Here is a 17,694-nt window from a genome sequence, read left to right on the forward strand (position 1 = left end):
TACGGCCGCTAGGCCGACACCGGTCGCTGCACCCGGATGGACTGCAGCAGGCCGACCGCTATCCACACGGCGAACATCGACGAGCCGCCGTACGACACGAACGGCAGCGGCAGGCCGGTGACCGGCATGATGCCGAGTGTCATGCCGACGTTCTCGAACGTCTGGAAGGCGAACCAGGCGACGATGCCGGCCGCCACGACCGTGCCGTACAGGTCGGTGGTCTCCCGGGCGATACGGCAGGCCCGCCACAGGACGATGCCGAGCAGCAGGATGATCAGGCCGCCGCCGAGGAAGCCCAGCTCCTCCCCCGCCACCGTGAAGACGAAGTCGGTCTGCTGCTCGGGCACGAACTGGCCCGTGGTCTGCGAGCCGTGGAAGAGGCCGGAGCCGGTCAGCCCGCCGGAGCCGATGGCGATACGGGCCTGGTTGGTGTTGTAGCCCACGCCGGCCGGGTCGAGTTCCGGGTTGGCGAAGGCGGCGAAGCGGTTGATCTGGTACGCGTCGAGCACTCCGAGCTGCCAGACCGCGATCGCGCCGGCCGCGCCCGCGCCGAGCAGCCCGAACACCCACCGGTTGGAGGAGCCCGAGGCGAGCAGCACACCGAGCACGATGATGACCATGACCATGACCGACCCGAGGTCGGGCATGAGCATCACGATCAGCATGGGCACAGCGGCCAGGCCCAGGGCCTGCAGCACCGTGCGGTGGTCGGGGTACTGCCTGTCTCCGGCGTCGACCCGGGCCGAGAGCAGCATGGCCATGCCCAGGATGATCGTGACCTTCACGAACTCGGAGGGCTGGAGGGAGAAGCCGCCGGGGAGCTTGATCCACGAGTGGGCGCCGTTGATCGTGGAGCCGAGCGGGGTGAGCACCAGCAGGATCAGCAGGACCGAGAGGCCGTACAGGATGGGCACGGCGGTGCGCAGGCCGCGGTGGCCGAGCCAGATGGTGCCGACCATCAGGGCGAGGCCGATGCCGGTGTTGAGCAGGTGCCGGATGAGGAAGTAGTACGGGTCGCCCTGGTTGAGCTCCGTACGGTTGCGGGTCGCCGAGTAGACGAGGAGCGTGCCGAGCAGCGACAGCGCCATCGCCGACAGCAGGATCGGCCAGTCGAGCCGCCGCGCCACCGAGTCCCGGGCGAGGAGCCGGGTCCAGCCGGTTCGCTCGGGGCCGTAGCCGGAGACCTGGAAGCTGTTCACACCGCCGGTCATGTCGGCAACCTCCGGCTTCCCCGCCGGCGCCGGCGCCTTCGGGTGTCACGGTTCTCGGGGGACGGCGGGGCCGACGTCGCCGGCTGGAGCGGGTCGGCCGGGGCGTTCGGGTCCTTCTTCTTCCCCTGCTGGTCCTTGGCCGGGTCCTTGGCGATCTTCGGGGTGGCGATGGTGCCGTCCGTCTTGACCTTCGGCAGGGCCTTCTCGGGGGTGGGCAGCAGGGCCTTCTTCGCGTTGATCTTGCCGTCCTCGGAGACGCCGTACAGCGCGTTGTAGATGTTGCGGACGGCGGGGCCGGAGGCGCCGGAGCCCGTACCACCCTGGGAGATGGTCATGACGACCGTGTAGTCCTTGGTGTACGTGGCGAACCAGGAGGTCGTCTGCTTGCCGTAGACCTCGGCCGTACCCGTCTTGGCGTGCATCGGGATCTTGTCCTGCGGCCAGCCGCCGAAGCGCCAGGCGGCCGTACCGCGGGTGGCGACTCCCGCGAGGGCTTCGTCTATGCGGTCGCGCGTCGTCTGCGTCATCGGCAGCTTGCCGTGCGACTTGGGCTTGATCGGCGTGACCGTCTTGCCGTCGGCGCTGATGACGGCCTTGCCGATGGACGGGTTGTACAGCGTGCCGCCGTTGGAGATGGCGCCGTAGATGGTGGCCATCTGGATGGGCGTCACGAGCGTGTCGCCCTGGCCGATGGAGTAGTTGACGGAGTCACCGGCGCGCATGCGGTTGCCTTCGAGGCAGTTCTCGTAGGCGATCTTCTCGGCGTAGCTGCCGTTCCGCTTGCCGGTGCGGCACCAGGCGTCCTTGTTGGCCTTCCAGTAGTTCAGCTTCCACTGGCGGTCGGGGACGCGGCCGGTGACCTCGTTGGGCAGGTCGATGCCGGTCTCCTCGCCGAGGCCGAACTGGTGGGCGGTCTTGTAGAACCAGTCGTTGGGCTTCTTCTTCGGCTTGGTCCCGCCGTCGCGCTTCCACTCCTCGTGGGAGAGGCGGTAGAAGACGGTGTCGCAGGAGACCTCCAGGGCGCGGCCGAGGCTGATCGGGCCGTACCCCTTGGACTCGAAGTTCTTGAAGACCTGGCCACCGATCGAGTACGAGCTGGAGCACTGGTACGGGCCGTCGAAGGAGTAGCCCGCGTTGACCGCGGCGGCCGTCGGGACGACCTTGAAGATCGAGCCGGGCGCCGACTGGCCCTGGATCGCGCGGTTGAGCAGCGGGTAGTTGGAACTCTTGCCGGTGAGCCGGGCGTAGTCCTTCGCGGAGATGCCGCCGACCCAGGCGTTCGGGTCGTAGTCCGGGTTGGACGCCATGGCGACGACCCGGCCGGTCTTGGCCTCCATCACCACGACGGCACCGGAGTCGGCCTTGTAGTTGGTGCCGGTGTTCCGGTCGTGCTGCTTGCGGGCCTCCTTCATGGCCTCGTTCAGCTGGTACTCGGCGATCCGCTGGACGCGGGCGTCGATGCTGGTGACGAGGTTGTCGCCCGGTTGGGTGGGGTCGGCCTCGGCCTGGCCGATGACACGGCCGAGGTTGTCGACCTCGTAACGGGTGACGCCTGCCTTGCCGCGCAGCTGCTTGTCGTACTGGCGCTCGATGCCCGAGCGGCCCACCTGGTCGGAGCGCAGGTACGGCGAGTTGGTGTCCTGCGCCTCCTTGATCTCCTCGTCGGTGACCGGTGAGAGGTAGCCGAGGACCTGCGCGGTGTTGGCCTTGCCCGGGCTCGGGTAGCGGCGCACGGCCTGCGGCTCGGCGGTGATGCCGGGGAAGTCCTCGGCGCGCTCGCGGATCTGCAGGGCCTGCTTGGCGGTGGCCTCGTCGGTGATGGGGATGGGCTGGTACGGCGAGCCGTTCCAGCAGGGCTGGGGCGTCTTGGCGTCGCACAGCCGGACCTTCGCCATGACCTCCTTGGGGGTCATGCCCAGCACACCGGCGAGCTTGGTCAGGACGTCCTTGCCGTCGTCCTTCATCTTCAGCAGGTCGGTACGGGAGGCGGAGACGACCAGCCGGGTCTCGTTGTCGGCGAGGGCCACGCCGCGCGCGTCCAGGATGGAGCCGCGGACGGCCGGCTGGACGACCTGCTGGACGTGGTTCCCGGAGGCCTCCTTGGCGTAGGCCGCGCCCTCACGGATCTGCAGGTACCACAGGCGTCCGCCGAGGGTGAGCAGGAGGGAGAGGACGAGGACCTGGATGACGACGAGCCGGACCTGGACCCTTGTGCTCCGGCCGGTCTCGGGAATGTTGGTCACTGCGGCTGCCTCCCCCTCTCAGCGCGCTTACGGATGTGCGGGTTCATAGCCGCGTCCGGCTCCGAGGCCGGGTCCGGACACGAAGGTCTCCCCACGCACGGATGTGCGGGTACGAGTGATGAACGACCGGCCCATGAGCCGGCGTTCCGACCGGACGGGCCCGTTCGGGTGAACTTCCCTGGCCTCACAGCCGCTTGACCCCCTTGATACGCCCGGCGCGCGCCATGCGTGCCCGGGCCGCCTTCACCCGCAGCCCGTTCCGCTGGCTGCCGATCTTCAGGCCGGTGCCGCCGGAGAGCCAGCCGGAGGAGATGTCGGTGGCCTTGGCGGCGGAACCGGACTCCGCGAGCGGATCGTTCTCGGCGCGCCGGGCCAGTGCCATCACCCCGGGCACGACGAACGGGGCGAGCAGCAGGTCGTACAGGGCGGCCGTGAACAGCAGGCTGCCCAGGCCCACGTGGCGGGCGGCGGTGTCACCGACGAGGGCGCCGACCCCGGCGTACAGCAGAGTCGAGCCGAGGGCGGCGGCGACCACCACGACCATGGGGCCGGTCGCGGACTTCAGCCGGCCCGTCTCCGGCTTCACCAAGCCCGCGAGGTAGCCGATGACGCACAGCACGAGGGCATAGCGCCCGGCCGCGTGGTCCGCGGGTGGCGCCAGATCGGCGAGCAGACCCGCGCCGAAGCCCACGAGGGCGCCGCCGACGTGCCCGTACACCAGGGCGAGTCCGAGGACGGTGAGCAGCATCAGGTCGGGCACGGCGCCGGGCAGGTGAAGGCGGGCGAGAACGCTCACCTGGACCACCAGGGCGACGACGACCAGGACGGCGGAGAGCAGGATCCGGTTGACGCGCATGGGGTGACAGCTCCTACTGCTCTGGCTGGTTCTGGCCGTCTGCGGGTGCCTCGGCCGACGGCGTCACGGTCACCGTCACGGTCGGCCTGGGGGTCGGCTTGGGCTTGGGCGGGAGCACCGTGTCGCGCGGGTCCTTCTTCGGGGCCTCGACGACGACACCGACGATGTCGAGCTTGGTGAAGCCGGCGTACGGCGTGACGTACAGCGTGCGGGTCAGGCCGCCGCCGGACGGGTCGACGCGGGAGACCACGCCGACGGGCACGCCGGGCACGAACGGCCGGTCGGCCTGCGAGCCGAAGGTGACCAGCCGGTCGCCCTTCTTGACCTCCGCCTTGCCGTTGAGGAGTTCCACGCGCAGCGGGCGGTCGCCCTGCCCGGAGGCGAAGCCGAGCTCGTCGCTGGACTCCATCCGGGTGCCGACGGTGAAGTCGGGGTCGCTGGCGAGCAGGACCGTGGCGGTGTCGGGCCCGACGGTGGTGACCCGCCCGATGAGCCCGTCCCCGTTCAGGACGGTCATGTCGCGCTTGATGCCGTCGTTGGCCCCGACGTCGATGGTGATGGTCCAGGAGAAGCCCTGCGCCGCCCCTATGGCGATGACCTCGGCACCCTTGATGCCGTACTGGCCCCGGCCGGCCGTCTTCAGCATCTTGTCGAGCTGCTTGAGGCGGCTGCGGCTGCGGTCGTCGCTGCCGAGCCGGGCCTTCAGGGCCGCGTTCTCCTCCTCCAGCAGCTTGAGCCGGTCGTGCCGCTCACCGGAATCACGGACGGCGGAGACCGCGTTGCCGATCGGGGCGACCCCGGCCGACACACCGCTCTCGATCGGGCCGAAGACCGTCGCCGCGGCCTGCCGCGCGCCGTCCACGGGCGAATCCTCCCCGCCGCGGATGTCCACCGTGATCAACGCGAACGCGATGGCGATCAGCAGCACCAGGAGCAGCCGGCTCTCTCGTGTGTCCCTCACGTGCGGCGGCCGTGCCCTTCCTCATAGGAATTCGGGGAGCCCCAGGGAAACCCGAGGGGCTGCTTTTGTGGGAGCTTATGCATCTATATCAACGATCCGCCGTACGAGAGGAGATCGTCCCGTACGGCGGAATCGAAGAGTTATGTCATCTGCGCGGCTGAGCGTCCAGCACCTGCTGGAGCGCCTCGAACTCCTCGACGCACTTTCCGGAGCCGAGCGCCACGCTGTCCAACGGATCCTCGGCGATGTGGATCGGCATGCCGGTCTCCCGGCGCAGCCGCTCGTCCAGGCCCCGCAACAGCGCCCCGCCGCCGGTCAGAACGATTCCTCGGTCCATGATGTCGCCGGACAGCTCCGGCGGACACTTGTCGAGGGTCGTCTTGACGGCGTCGACGATGGCGTTGACCGGTTCCTCGATCGCCTTGCGGACTTCCGCCGCGGAGATGACGACGGTCTTCGGCAGCCCGGAGACGAGGTCCCGGCCGCGGATTTCGGTGTGCTCGTCGGAGTCGAGGTCGTACGCCGAACCGATCGTGATCTTGATCTGTTCGGCCGTCCGCTCACCCAGCAGGAGGGAGTACTCCTTCTTGATGTGCTGGATGATCGCGTTGTCCAGTTCGTCGCCCGCGACACGGATGGACTGGGCGGTGACGATGCCGCCGAGGGAGATGACCGCGACCTCCGTGGTGCCGCCGCCGATGTCGACCACCATGTTGCCCGTGGCCTCGTGGACCGGCAGGCCGGAGCCGATGGCCGCGGCCATGGGCTCCTCGATGATGTGCACTTGGCGGGCGCCGGCCTGGGACGACGCCTCGATGACGGCGCGGCGCTCGACGCCCGTGATGCCCGAGGGCACACAGACGACGACCCGCGGACGAGCCAGATACCGCCGCTTGTGGATCTTCAGGATGAAGTAGCGGAGCATCCGCTCGGTGATCTCGAAGTCGGCGATCACGCCGTCCTTCAGTGGACGTACGGCAACGATGTTGCCGGGCGTGCGCCCGATCATCTTCTTCGCTTCGGCGCCGACCGCCAGGATGCCACCGGTGTTGGTGTTGATCGCGACGACGGACGGCTCGTTGAGTACGATCCCACGACCCCTGACGTACACCAGCGTGTTGGCGGTCCCGAGGTCGACAGCCATGTCACGGCCGATGAACGACATTGAGTTCCCCATCAGGATTCGTCTGGCCTTCCCAGGAGCTTTTGAGGGCTTTTCAGGTAGGCAAAGGTGGGTGCTGTGACGTGAAGGCTTCCATCGTAGACGCGCCTTCGCGAACACTGCGGGAGGGTCTCCGCCAATGTCAGCAGATGCTGTGCGGGTTCGCTTGTGGAGACGGGCGTTCGGGGGCGATCGTTCCCTCGATCGGCACCTATATGCCAGAAAAGTCTGGGAGCGGCGCCCCCAGACTTTGCTCGGCCTTCGCGCTTTACGCGCGCCCCGGGAAGAAGATCTTCACCTCGCGCTCGGCGGACTCCTCCGAGTCCGAGGCGTGGATCAGGTTCTCCCGGACGATCACGCCGTAGTCGCCGCGGATGGAGCCGGGGGCGGCGGCGATCGGGTCGGTCGGACCGGCGAGCGCGCGCAGCCCCTCGATGACCCGCTCACCCTCGACGATCAGCGCCACGACCGGGCCGGAGGCCATGAACTCCACCAGCGGCTCGTAGAAGGGCTTGCCCTTGTGCTCGCCGTAGTGCTGCTCCAGCGTGTCCTGGTCCAGGGTGCGCAGTTCCAGCGCGGTGATCGTCCAGCCCGCCTTGCGCTCGATGCGGCTGATGATCTCGCCGGTCAGGCCGCGACGGACGGCGTCGGGCTTGAGCAGGACGAGGGTGCGCTGGGTCACGACGGGGCTCCTTATGCGTCAAGGTTGTGCGGTTGTGCGGTTGTGCGGTGAGACGAGATTACCCGGCGTGTCGGGGCGCCTGTTACACAGCGTCAGGCGTGGAGGAATCGGCCTGGGCCGCCGCGAATCTCGCCTTCGCCGCGTCGACCTTCCGCCCGTAGTGCACGGACGCCCACCACAGGGCCGCGAAGACCGCACCCAGGAAGAACATCATCGGTACGACGAAGCCCGCGGCGACGAGCCCGATCTGCAGCGCCCAGCCGAGCACGACCCCGCCGGGACGCGTCACCAGGCCGCACAGCACCAGGCACAGGAACATCGCGACACCGCTGACCGTCCACACCGTCGCCATGGACAGGCCGGGATCCTTCATGGCGACCAGCCCGGCGAAACCGATGATGAAGAACTCACCGATCAGGGTCGAGGAACAGAGCGTGCGCACGGAATCTCAGCCCCTCCCCAGGAGCAGTCGGGCCTCGCCGACGGTGATGACGGAACCGGTGACGAGCACACCGCCGCCCGCGAACTCGCCCTCCTCCTCGGCCAGGGTGATCGCGGCCTCCAGCGCGTCCGGCAGCTGCGGCTCGACCTGGACCCGCTCCTCGCCGAACACCTCGACGGCGATGCCCGCCAGCTCGTCGGCGTCCATCGCGCGGTGGCTCGAGTTCTGCGTGACCACGACCTCGGCGAAGACCGGCTCGAAGGCCTCCAGCAGCTCCCGCACGTTCTTGTCGCCGCTCGCGCCGACCACGCCGATGAGGCGGCTGAACTGGAAGGCCTCCCCGATCGCCGCGGCCGCCGCCCGGGCGCCCGCCGGGTTGTGGGCGGCGTCCAGCACGACCGTCGGTGAGCTCCGCACGACCTCCAGCCGCCCCGGCGAGGCGACGGCCGCGAACGCCTTGCGGATCGTGTCCACGTCCAGCGACTCGGCCCGCTGCGCGCCGACCCCGAAGAACGCCTCGACGGCCGCGAGCGCGACGGCCGCGTTGTGCGCCTGGTGCGCCCCGTGCAGCGGCAGGTACACCTCGGGGTACTCGCCGCCGAGCCCGCGCAGCGTCAGCAGCTGACCGCCGACGGCCACCTGCCGGTCCACGACGCCGAACTCCAGCCCCTCCCGGGCCACGGTCGCGTCCACCTCGACGGCCTTCTTCAGCAGCACCTGCGCCGCGTCCACCGGCTGCTGCGCCAGGATGACGGTCGCGCCCTGCTTGACGATGCCGGCCTTCTCGGTGGCGATCTCGGCGGGCGTGGTGCCGAGCCGGTCGGTGTGGTCGAGGTCTATCGGCGTGACGACGGCGACGTCACCGTCGATCACGTTCGTGGCGTCCCAGGACCCGCCCATGCCGACCTCGACGACGGCGACGTCCGCGGGGGCGTCGGCGAAGGCCGCGTAGGCCATGCCGGTGAGCACCTCGAAGAAGGACAGCCGGTACTCCTGCGAGGCGTCGACCATCTCCACGTACGGCTTGATGTCCTCGTACGTCTCGATGAACCGCTCGGCGGAGATCGGGGCACCGTCCAGGCTGATGCGCTCGGTGATCGACTGCACGTGCGGCGAGGTGTAGCGGCCGGTCCGCAGCTCGAAGGCGCCCAGCAGGGCCTCGATCATGCGGGCGGTGGAGGTCTTGCCGTTCGTGCCCGTGATGTGGATCGACGGGTACGACCGCTGCGGCTCTCCCAGCACGTCCATCAGAGCGGCGATACGGCTGACGGACGGCTCCAGCTTGGTCTCGCCCCAGCGCGTGGCCAGCTCTGCCTCGACCTCGCGCAGGGCCTTGTCGACCTCGGGGTCTGAGGGCCGGGCCGGGATGTCGGCCTCGGGCGGGCCGCCCTGGGTGCGCAGGGTTCGACTGCCGGCTTCGATGACCGCGAGGTCGGGGTCGCGGTCGGTCTCCTCGGAGATGATCTCGTCGAAGGTGTCGAGGGGGTCGGGCTGGTCGTCGCTGTGGTCTGGAGGGAGCTCGCTCACGGGGCCCAGTCTACGGAGGGGCAGTGACATTGGTCGGGGGTGGTTTGTGTCGTCTTGTTTGTGCCGGTTGTGTGTGGCTTGTCGCGCAGTTCCCCGCGCCCCTGAAAGCGAGTGCGTGGAGGCCCCGGCGCTGAGCAGCACCGGGGCCTCCACGACCGTACGAACCTTTACGCCTGCGGCAGACGCTCCAGCTGCGCCTGGATCCGCGCGATGTCCTCCTCCGCCTTGGCCAGGCGGGTGCGGATCTTGTCCACGACGTGGTCGGGGGCCTTCGACAGGAACGCCTCGTTGCCGAGCTTGCCCGTCGCCTGGGACTTCTCCTTCTCCGCCGCCGCGAGGTCCTTCGCCAGGCGCTTGCGTTCCGCCGCCACGTCGATCGTGCCGGAGAGGTCGAGGGCGACCTCGGCGCCGGCGACCGGGAGGGTCGCCGTGGCGGTGAAGCCGTCGCCCTCCGGCTGGAGGCGGAGCAGCTGGCGGATGGCGGCCTCATGGGCCGCGAACGGCGTGCCGTCCAGGGTCAGCCGGGCCGGGACCCGCTGGCCGGGCTGGAGGCCCTGGTCGGCGCGGAAGCGGCGGACCTCGGTGATGACCGACTGGAGGGACTCGATCTCGCGCTCGGCGCCGGCGTCCCGGAAGCCGCTGTCCTTCGGCCACTCGGCGATGACGACCGACTCGCCGCCGGTGAGCGTGGTCCACAGGGTCTCGGTGACGAAGGGGACCACCGGATGCAGCAGCTTCAGCGTGACGTCGAGGACCTCGCCGAGGACGCGCTTGGAGACCTCGGCCGCCTCGCCGCCCGCCTGGAACGTCGTCTTGGACAGCTCCACGTACCAGTCGAAGACCTCGTCCCACGCGAAGTGGAACAGGGCGTCGGACAGCTTCGCGAACTGGTAGTCCTCGTAGAACGCGTCGACTTCGGCGACGACGGTGTTCAGGCGGGAGAGGATCCAGCGGTCCGTGGCGGACATCTTCGACGGGTCGGGCAGCGGCCCGTCGACCGTCGCGCCGTTCATCATCGCGAAGCGCGTCGCGTTCCAGATCTTGTTGGCGAAGTTGCGGGACCCCTGGACCCAGTCCTCGCCGATCGGGACGTCGACACCGGGGTTGGCGCCGCGCGCGAGGGTGAACCGGAGCGCGTCGGAGCCGTACTTGTCCATCCAGTCCAGCGGGTTGACCGCGTTGCCGAAGGACTTCGACATCTTCTTGCCGAACTGGTCGCGGACCATGCCGTGCAGGGCGATGGTGTGGAACGGCGGGGTGCCGTCCATCGCGTACAGGCCGAACATCATCATCCGGGCGACCCAGAAGAAGAGGATGTCGTAGCCGGTGACCAGGACGGAGTTCGGGTAGAACTTCGCGAGCGACTCGGTCTGTTCGGGCCAGCCGAGCGTGGAGAACGGCCACAGGCCGGAGGAGAACCAGGTGTCGAGGACGTCGGTGTCCTGACGCCAGCCGTCGGCCTCGGTGCCGGGCGGCTGCTCGTCGGGGCCGACGCAGACGACCTCGCCGTCCGGGCCGTACCAGACCGGGATGCGGTGGCCCCACCACAACTGCCGCGAGATGCACCAGTCGTGGAGGTTGTCGACCCAGTCGAAGTAGCGCTTCTCCATCTCCTGCGGGTGGATCTTGACGCGGCCGTCGCGGACCGCGTCGCCCGCGGCCTTGGCGAGCGGGCCGACCTTGACCCACCACTGCATGGACAGGCGCGGCTCGACGGTGGTCTTGCAGCGCGAGCAGTGGCCGACGGAGTGGACGTACGGCCGCTTCTCGGCGACGATCCGGCCCTCGGCACGCAGCGCGGCGACGATCGCCGAGCGTGCCTCCAGGCGGTCCAGGCCCTGGAACGGGCCGTGCGCGGTGATGACCGCGTGCTCGTCCATGATCGTCAGCGCCGGGAGGTCGTGGCGCCGGCCGATCTCGAAGTCGTTCGGGTCGTGCGCCGGGGTCACCTTGACGGCGCCGGTGCCGAACTCGGGGTCGACGTGCTCGTCGGCGACGACCGGGATGGAGCGGTCGGTCAGCGGCAGCTTGACCTGCTTGCCGACCAGGTGCTTGTACCGCTCGTCCTCGGGGTGGACCGCGACGGCCGTGTCACCGAGCATCGTCTCGGCGCGGGTGGTGGCGACGACGATGGTCTCGTCCCCGTCGCCGTACTTCATGGAGACGAGCTCGCCGTCGTCGTCCTGGTACTCGACCTCGATGTCCGAGATGGCGGTCAGACAGCGCGGGCACCAGTTGATGATGCGCTCGGCGCGGTAGATCAGCTCGTCGTCGTAGAGCCGCTTGAAGATGGTCTGGACGGCCTGGGAGAGGCCCTCGTCCATGGTGAAGCGCTCGCGGGACCAGGCGACGCCGTCGCCGAGGCGGCGCATCTGGCCGCTGATCTGGCCGCCGGACTCGTCCTTCCACTGCCAGACGCGCTCGACGAAGGCCTCGCGGCCCAGGTCGTGCCGGGACTTGCCCTCCTTGGCGAGCTCCCGCTCGACGACGTTCTGCGTGGCGATACCGGCGTGGTCCATGCCGGGCTGCCACAGCGTCTCGTGGCCCTGCATGCGCTTGCGGCGGGTCAGGGCGTCGATGAGGGTGTGCTCGAAGGCGTGCCCCAGGTGGAGCGAGCCCGTGACGTTCGGCGGCGGGATGACGACGGTGTACGGCGGCTTGTCGCTCTTCTCGTCCGCCTCGAAGTAACCCCGCTCTACCCAGCGCTCGTACAGCGGCCCCTCTACGTCGGCCGGCGCGTACTGGGTCGGCAGGTCGGTGCTGGGCGCTGGTGGCTGCTGCTGAGCGTTCTCGGTCACGGGGGTCAGTTTAGAGGCGTCACGTCCGTGTCCCTAAACCAGTTTGGTTCGTAACGGTGGGGGGCCCGATGCCATGCACACGGCGACTCTGCGCCAGGATGTCTCGAACACACAAGCATCTGGAGGGGAACCCAGAACATGAGCTACAACCAGCCGGGCCCGTACGGCGGGCAACCTCAGCAGCCCGGTCCGTACGGCCAGCCGGGTCCGTACGGCCAGCCGCCACAGGCGCCCCAGCCCGGCTACGGCTACCCCCAGCAGGCCCCTCCGCCCCAGCCCGGGTACGGCTACCCCCAGCAGGCCCCGCAGGGCGCCCCGCCCCAGCCCGGCCCCTACGGTCAGCAGCCCCCGTACGGCCAGCAGCCGCCCTACGGCCAGCAGCCCCAGTACGGCGTCCCCCAGCCCCCGCCGCCGGGTGGCGGCAAGAAGAAGACAGGCATCGTCATCGGCGCGGTCGCGGTCGTCGCCGCGATCGCCGTGGGCGCCTACTTCGTGATCGGCGGGGGTGGTGGGCTGGAGGACGACGGGCCGCACAAGCTGACGACGCCGGCCACCGTGCTCACCGAGTACAAGCGCACCACGAAGGAGGGGCAGACCGCCGGAAACGCCTCGGATTTGGAGAAGAGCGGCGTCAAGGGCGCCAAGACCGCTGCGGGCCTCTACTCCACGGTGGACCTGAGCGACTACGACCCCGACGATCCCTCGTCCGCGGCGAAGATGGCATCGGCCAAGACTCTGACGGTGGCGGGTGCGTACGGTGAGATCTCCGACCCGGAGGCGACGCTGGACCTGTTCTTCGCCAACTTCAAGAAGTCGTCCGAGAAGGAGGCCGCGTCCGGGTCCACGAAGCCCGAATTGATCGGGGAGCCCGAGAAGGCCGACCTCGACGGCGCGGCCATGAAGTGCCAGTCGGCCAAGTCACAGGACCAGCTGACCAAGAAGGAGAAGGTCAACTGGTTCTGCGCGTGGGCCGACTACAGCACCATCGCCATCGTGTCGCCGGCTGAGGCGGCGCAGGGCGTCACCCAGGACGTGGCGATCGACCTCACCACCAAGATCCGCGAGGAAGTCCGCGTCAAGGCCTGACGCCGGCAACGACGAAGGCGCCCAGCACAAGCCGTGCTGGGCGCCTTCGCGTGCAGTGGGTGACTAGGCGGTCTTCTGCTCGCCCGGCCCGCGGCCCCGCGCGTCCCGCGGGATCAGCGTCGGGTTGACGTTCGACTGGACGACGTCCGCCGTGATGACGACCCGGGCCACGTCCTTGCGGGACGGGACCTCGTACATCACGCCCTGGAGGACCTCCTCCATGATGGCCCTGAGGCCACGCGCGCCGGTCTGGCGGAGGATCGCCTGGTCGGCGATGGCCTCGAGGGCCTCGCGCTCGAAGTCCAGCTCCACACCGTCGAGTTCGAAGAGGCGCTCATACTGCTTGACGAGCGCGTTGCGCGGCTCGACGAGGATCTGCAGCAGGGCCTCGCGGTCCAGGTTGTGGACCGAGGTGATCACCGGCAGACGGCCGATGAACTCGGGGATCATGCCGAACTTGACCAGGTCCTCCGGCATGACCTCCTGGAACTGGTCCTTGGACTCCATCTCGCGCTTGGAGCGGATCTGCGCGCCGAAGCCGATGCCCTTGGCGCCGGCCCGGGCCTCGATGATCTTCTCAAGACCGGCGAAGGCACCGCCCACGATGAACAGCACGTTCGTCGTGTCGATCTGGATGAACTCCTGGTGGGGGTGCTTGCGGCCGCCCTGCGGCGGGACCGAGGCCGTGGTGCCCTCCAGGATCTTCAGCAGGGCCTGCTGGACGCCCTCGCCCGAGACGTCGCGCGTGATCGAGGGGTTCTCGCTCTTCCTCGCGACCTTGTCGATCTCGTCGATGTAGATGATCCCGGTCTCGGCCTTCTTGACGTCGTAGTCGGCGGCCTGGATCAGCTTGAGCAGGATGTTCTCGACGTCCTCGCCGACGTATCCCGCCTCCGTGAGCGCCGTGGCGTCGGCGATCGCGAAGGGGACGTTCAGCATGCGCGCGAGGGTCTGCGCGAGGAGGGTCTTGCCCGAGCCCGTGGGGCCCAGCAGGAGGATGTTGGACTTGGCCAACTCGATGGCGTCGTCACGGCCGTTCGCCCCGCCGTTCTCGCCGGCCTGGACGCGCTTGTAGTGGTTGTACACCGCTACGGACAGGGCCTTCTTGGCGGCCTCCTGGCCCACCACGTACCCCTCGAGGAACTCATAGATCTCGCGGGGCTTCGGGAGTTCCTCCCAGCGGACCTCGCTGGTCTCGGCCAGCTCTTCCTCGATGATCTCGTTGCAGAGGTCGATGCACTCGTCGCAGATGTACACACCGGGCCCTGCGATGAGCTTCTTGACCTGCTTCTGGCTCTTGCCGCAGAACGAGCACTTGAGCAGATCGCCGCCGTCACCGATGCGTGCCACGGTGTGCTTCCCCTTCGCCTGGGAGACTCCTGGACGCCGACGTCCAAGCGGACTCCTGGTGCTGCCTTATGTCCGACGGTACCTTGCCGGGCCCCTCGTTCGGGCCCCCCTTGGCACGGTTCACTTTGACGTGGACCGTGCCAAACCGTGCCAAGGGGCGGCAGACGATACAGCCTCTCGCCTCAGCGCAGGCTCGAGTTGTCCATCTTCCGGGTGGTGATGATCTGGTCGATCAGGCCGTAGCTCAGCGCGTCCTCGGCCGTGAGGATCTTGTCGCGCTCGATGTCGTCACGGATCTTCTCGACCGGCGTGGTGGAGTGCTTGGCCAGCATCTCCTCCAGCTGCGAGCGCATCCGGAGGATCTCGTTGGCGGCGATCTCCAGGTCGGAGACCTGGCCGCGGCCGGTCTCGCTGTACGGCTGGTGGATCAGCACGCGCGCGTTCGGCAGGGCCATGCGCTTGCCCGGCGTACCGGCGGCCAGCAGGACGGCGGCGGCGGAGGCCGCCTGGCCCATGCAGACCGTCTGGATGTCGGGCTTCACGTACTGCATCGTGTCGTAGATCGCCGTGAGCGCCGTGAAGGAGCCGCCGGGGCTGTTGATGTAGACCGAGATGTCACGGTCGGGGTCCATCGACTCCAGGCACAGCAGCTGCGCCATGACGTCGTTGGCGGAGGCGTCGTCGATCTGGACGCCGAGGAAGATCACGCGCTCCTCGAAGAGCTTCGCGTACGGGTCGTACTCGCGGATGCCCTGGGAGGTGCGCTCGACGAAGCGCGGGATGACGTAGCGGGACTCGGCCTCCGGGCCGGTGTAGCGGCCCTGCGAGGCGCTCATGTCCTGCACGGCGTGCATACGGTCGTAGATCCCACTGCCGGGGAACTGGTTCACGGTGTCTCCTGAAAAGGGCTGAGGCGGTCGGCTGGGGCTGTCTGGGGTCGCTGGGGGCCCGGGAGGGCTCCGTGGGCCTCACGGGGCGCCACAGGCCCCGTGGGGACCGGTCAGGCCCCGGTGCCGCCGCCGCCCGGCATGCCGGCGGCCGTGGGGATCACGTCGTCGATGAGGCCGTACTCCTTGGCCTCGAAGGCGTCGAACCAGCGGTCGCGGTCCGAGTCACGGGTGATCTGCTCGACCGTCTGGCCGGTGTGCTGGGACGTGAGCTCGGCCATGCGCTTCTTGGTGTGCAGCAGCCGCTCGGCGTGGATCTTGATGTCCGAGGCCGAACCCGCCAGGCCCGCGGAGGGCTGGTGGATCAGGATCTCGGCGTTCGGCAGGGCGAAGCGCTTGCCGGGGGTGCCCGCACTGAGCAGGAACTGCCCCATCGAGGCCGCGAGGCCCATGGCGATGGTCACCACGTCGTTCTTGATGTACTGCATGGTGTCGTAGATCGCCATGCCGGCCGTGATCGAACCGCCCGGGCTGTTGATGTACATGTAGATGTCCTTGTCCGGGTCGGCGGCAAGGAGCAGCAGCTGTGCGGTGATCTTGTTCGCGATGTCGTCGTCGACCGGCTGGCCGAGGAAGATGATCCGCTCGTTGAGCAGCCGGTTGTAGACATGGTCGCCGAGGCCTCCGCCAATGGAAGGCTCGCCGGCGGCGGAGGGCATCAGATTCGTCACGTATCCACCTGCTCGTCTTACGACGGCGCCGGGCCGTCTCACGTTTCCCTGCGGGGCTGGAGCCGTTCGGGGACTCCACTGCCCTCGTATTCATGGACCCTAACGCGCGGGTCCCGTCGGGGAATCCCGGAGATGGGAGTGTTCGCCGGGGGCGTAGCGCTGCGCGGCTGGGCCAGGAGTGGTTTCGGGCCGTGAGTGGCTGGAGGGCGCGTCGTGGTCGCTCGCGCAGTTCCCCGCGCCCCTGGGGTCGATACGCCGACGGGCCCACGAGAGGCAGTGTGCGTCTCGTGGGCCCGTCTCTACGGCGTTACCGGAAGGCTCAGCCCTCGGTCTTCTCCTCGGTGGACTCGGCGGCCTCGGCCGGGGTCTCCTCGGTGGAGGCCTCGGTCTCGTCCTCTTCGTCGTCGAGGTCGATGACCTCGCCGTTGGTGTCCTTGACCGTGGCCTTCTCGACCACGACGGCCAGGGCCTTGCCGCGGGCGACCTCGCCGACCAGGAGCGGAACCTGGCCGCCCTCGACGACGGCCTGGGCGAACTGGTCGGGGGACATGCCGGAGGAAGCGGCGCGGCGCATGAGGTGCTCGGTGAGCTCCTCCTGGTTGACGTTGAGCTTCTCCTGCTTGACGAGCTCGTCGAGCACGAACTGGGTCTTGATGCCCTTGACCGCGGCCTCACGGGTCTCGGTCTCGAACTCCTCCTCGCTCTTGCCCTGGATCTCCAGGTACTTGGCGAGGTCGAGGCCCATCTGGCCGAGCTGGTGGTGCTCGAGGTTGTGCTTGCGGGTGTTGACCTCGTCCTCGAGCAGCTTCTCGGGGACGGGGACCTCGACCAGCTCGAGCAGCTTCTCCAGGACGCGCTCCTGGGCCTGCGTGGCCTGGTCGTACTGCTTCATGTTCTCCAGGCGCTTGCGGCTGTCGGCGCGCAGCTCCTCGATGGTGTCGAACTCGGAGGCGAGCTGCGCGAACTCGTCGTCCAGCTCGGGCAGTTCACGCTTGGCGACCTGGGTGACCTTGACGGTGACCTCGGCCTCCTTGCCGGCCGCCGAGCCACCCTTGAGCTCGGAGGTGAAGGTGGCCTCGCCACCGGCCTCCAGGCCCTTCACGGCGTCGTCGATGCCGTCCAGCAGCTCACCGGAGCCGATGGTGTAGGAGACGCCGTCGGCGACGCCGTCCTCGAGGACCTCGCCGTCGACCTTGGCCTGCAGGTCGATCGTCAGGACGTCGCCGTCCTCGGCGGCGCGCTCGACCGGGGAGGTGGAGGCGAAGCGCTCGCGCAGCTCCTCGACGGCCTTGTCGACGTCCTCGTCGGTGACCTCGACCGCGTCGACCTCGACCTCGATGCCGGAGAAGTCCGGGATCTCGATGGAGGGGCGGATGTCGACCTCGGCGGTGAAGTTCAGCGTCTCGCCGTCCTTCAGCTCCGTGATGTCGACCTCGGGCTGGCCCAGCACGTTGAGCTCGGCCTCGTTGACCGCGTCGGTGTAGAACTTCGGAAGCGCGTCGTTGACCGCCTCCTCCAGAACCGCACCGCGGCCGAACCGCTGGTCGATGACCCGGGCCGGGACCTTGCCCTTGCGGAAGCCCTTCACCGTGACCTGCTGGTTGATCTTCTTGTACGCCGCGTCGAGGCTGTCCTTGAGCTCCTCGAAGGGCACCTCGACAGTGAGCCGAACCCGAGTCGGGTTCAGGGTCTCCACGGCGCTCTTCACGGTTCGGTCTCCTTGTGGCTGACTTCTTGGTTTCTGCCGGGGCCAGAGCG

General features: G+C 68.9%; 14 protein-coding genes. 1 reads left to right on the forward strand and 13 read right to left on the reverse strand.

The genetic code is table 11. From position 1 onward, the window contains the following. Positions 1-8: 8 nt before the first annotated feature. The 9 genes from rodA to ABZ016_RS02795 all read right to left on the reverse strand — a co-directional run bounded on the left by rodA (position 9) and on the right by ABZ016_RS02795 (position 11,882). On the reverse strand, positions 9-1,211 hold the full coding sequence (gene rodA / locus ABZ016_RS02755) for a rod shape-determining protein RodA (protein WP_356914717.1): 1,203 nt from the start codon (positions 1,209-1,211) through the stop codon (positions 9-11). Continuing rightward, entirely contained in the window at positions 1,208-3,454 is a 2,247-nt protein-coding gene (gene mrdA, locus ABZ016_RS02760) for a penicillin-binding protein 2 (protein ID WP_356914718.1), read from the reverse strand. Before mrdA ends, rodA begins: the two co-directional genes overlap by 4 nt. 184 nt (positions 3,455-3,638) lie before the next feature. Next, positions 3,639-4,310, reverse strand: coding sequence for a rod shape-determining protein MreD (gene mreD, locus ABZ016_RS02765; protein ID WP_356914719.1), 672 nt, complete (start codon positions 4,308-4,310; stop codon positions 3,639-3,641). 13 nt (positions 4,311-4,323) lie between these two features. Further along, positions 4,324-5,271 carry a rod shape-determining protein MreC gene (gene mreC / locus ABZ016_RS02770; RefSeq protein ID WP_356914720.1) on the reverse strand — a complete coding sequence of 316 codons (948 nt, stop codon included), beginning with the start codon at positions 5,269-5,271 and terminating at the stop codon, positions 4,324-4,326. Between the two features lie 145 nt (positions 5,272-5,416). Further along, positions 5,417-6,436, reverse strand: a complete 1,020-nt coding sequence (locus tag ABZ016_RS02775; protein WP_004001297.1) for a rod shape-determining protein — start codon at positions 6,434-6,436, stop codon at positions 5,417-5,419. Positions 6,437-6,701: 265 nt separating this feature from the next. Next, positions 6,702-7,115 (reverse strand): nucleoside-diphosphate kinase, encoded by a 414-nt coding sequence (gene ndk, locus ABZ016_RS02780; protein ID WP_003990226.1) that lies wholly within the window; start codon positions 7,113-7,115, stop codon positions 6,702-6,704. An 82-nt stretch (positions 7,116-7,197) separates the two neighbouring features. Continuing rightward, on the reverse strand, positions 7,198-7,557 hold the full coding sequence (locus ABZ016_RS02785; protein WP_356914721.1) for a DUF4233 domain-containing protein: 360 nt from the start codon (positions 7,555-7,557) through the stop codon (positions 7,198-7,200). A 6-nt stretch (positions 7,558-7,563) separates the two neighbouring features. Then, positions 7,564-9,084 carry a Mur ligase family protein gene (locus ABZ016_RS02790; RefSeq protein ID WP_356914722.1) on the reverse strand — a complete coding sequence of 507 codons (1,521 nt, stop codon included), beginning with the start codon at positions 9,082-9,084 and terminating at the stop codon, positions 7,564-7,566. Positions 9,085-9,251: 167 nt separating this feature from the next. Continuing rightward, complete coding sequence (locus tag ABZ016_RS02795; protein ID WP_356914723.1) at positions 9,252-11,882, reverse strand: valine--tRNA ligase; 2,631 nt, start codon at positions 11,880-11,882, stop codon at positions 9,252-9,254. Between the two features lie 138 nt (positions 11,883-12,020). On the opposite strand from ABZ016_RS02795, the gene ABZ016_RS02800 reads away from it, so the two are divergent. Then, positions 12,021-12,968, forward strand: coding sequence for a hypothetical protein (locus tag ABZ016_RS02800; RefSeq protein ID WP_356914724.1), 948 nt, complete (start codon positions 12,021-12,023; stop codon positions 12,966-12,968). Positions 12,969-13,031: 63 nt separating this feature from the next. Here the strand turns inward: ABZ016_RS02800 and clpX are convergent, their stop codons facing one another. The 4 genes from clpX to tig form a co-directional block, all read right to left on the reverse strand. Then, the gene (gene clpX, locus ABZ016_RS02805; protein WP_356914725.1) at positions 13,032-14,318 is read right to left on the reverse strand and encodes an ATP-dependent Clp protease ATP-binding subunit ClpX; all 1,287 of its coding nucleotides are present in this window, start codon (positions 14,316-14,318) and stop codon (positions 13,032-13,034) included. Between the two features lie 182 nt (positions 14,319-14,500). Then, positions 14,501-15,208: an ATP-dependent Clp protease proteolytic subunit gene (locus ABZ016_RS02810; protein WP_356914726.1), complete on the reverse strand. Its 708-nt coding sequence runs from the start codon at positions 15,206-15,208 to the stop codon at positions 14,501-14,503. A 110-nt stretch (positions 15,209-15,318) separates the two neighbouring features. Then, positions 15,319-15,924: an ATP-dependent Clp protease proteolytic subunit gene (locus tag ABZ016_RS02815; RefSeq protein ID WP_052310444.1), complete on the reverse strand. Its 606-nt coding sequence runs from the start codon at positions 15,922-15,924 to the stop codon at positions 15,319-15,321. A gap of 331 nt (positions 15,925-16,255) precedes the next feature. Further along, a complete protein-coding gene (gene tig, locus ABZ016_RS02820; RefSeq protein WP_356914727.1) occupies positions 16,256-17,644 on the reverse strand; it encodes a trigger factor in 1,389 nt (462 codons plus the stop codon). Positions 17,645-17,694 lie beyond the last annotated feature (50 nt).

It is taken from the genome of Streptomyces sp. NPDC006372, assembly GCF_040612515.1.
In the GTDB taxonomy this organism is placed as follows: domain Bacteria; phylum Actinomycetota; class Actinomycetes; order Streptomycetales; family Streptomycetaceae; genus Streptomyces.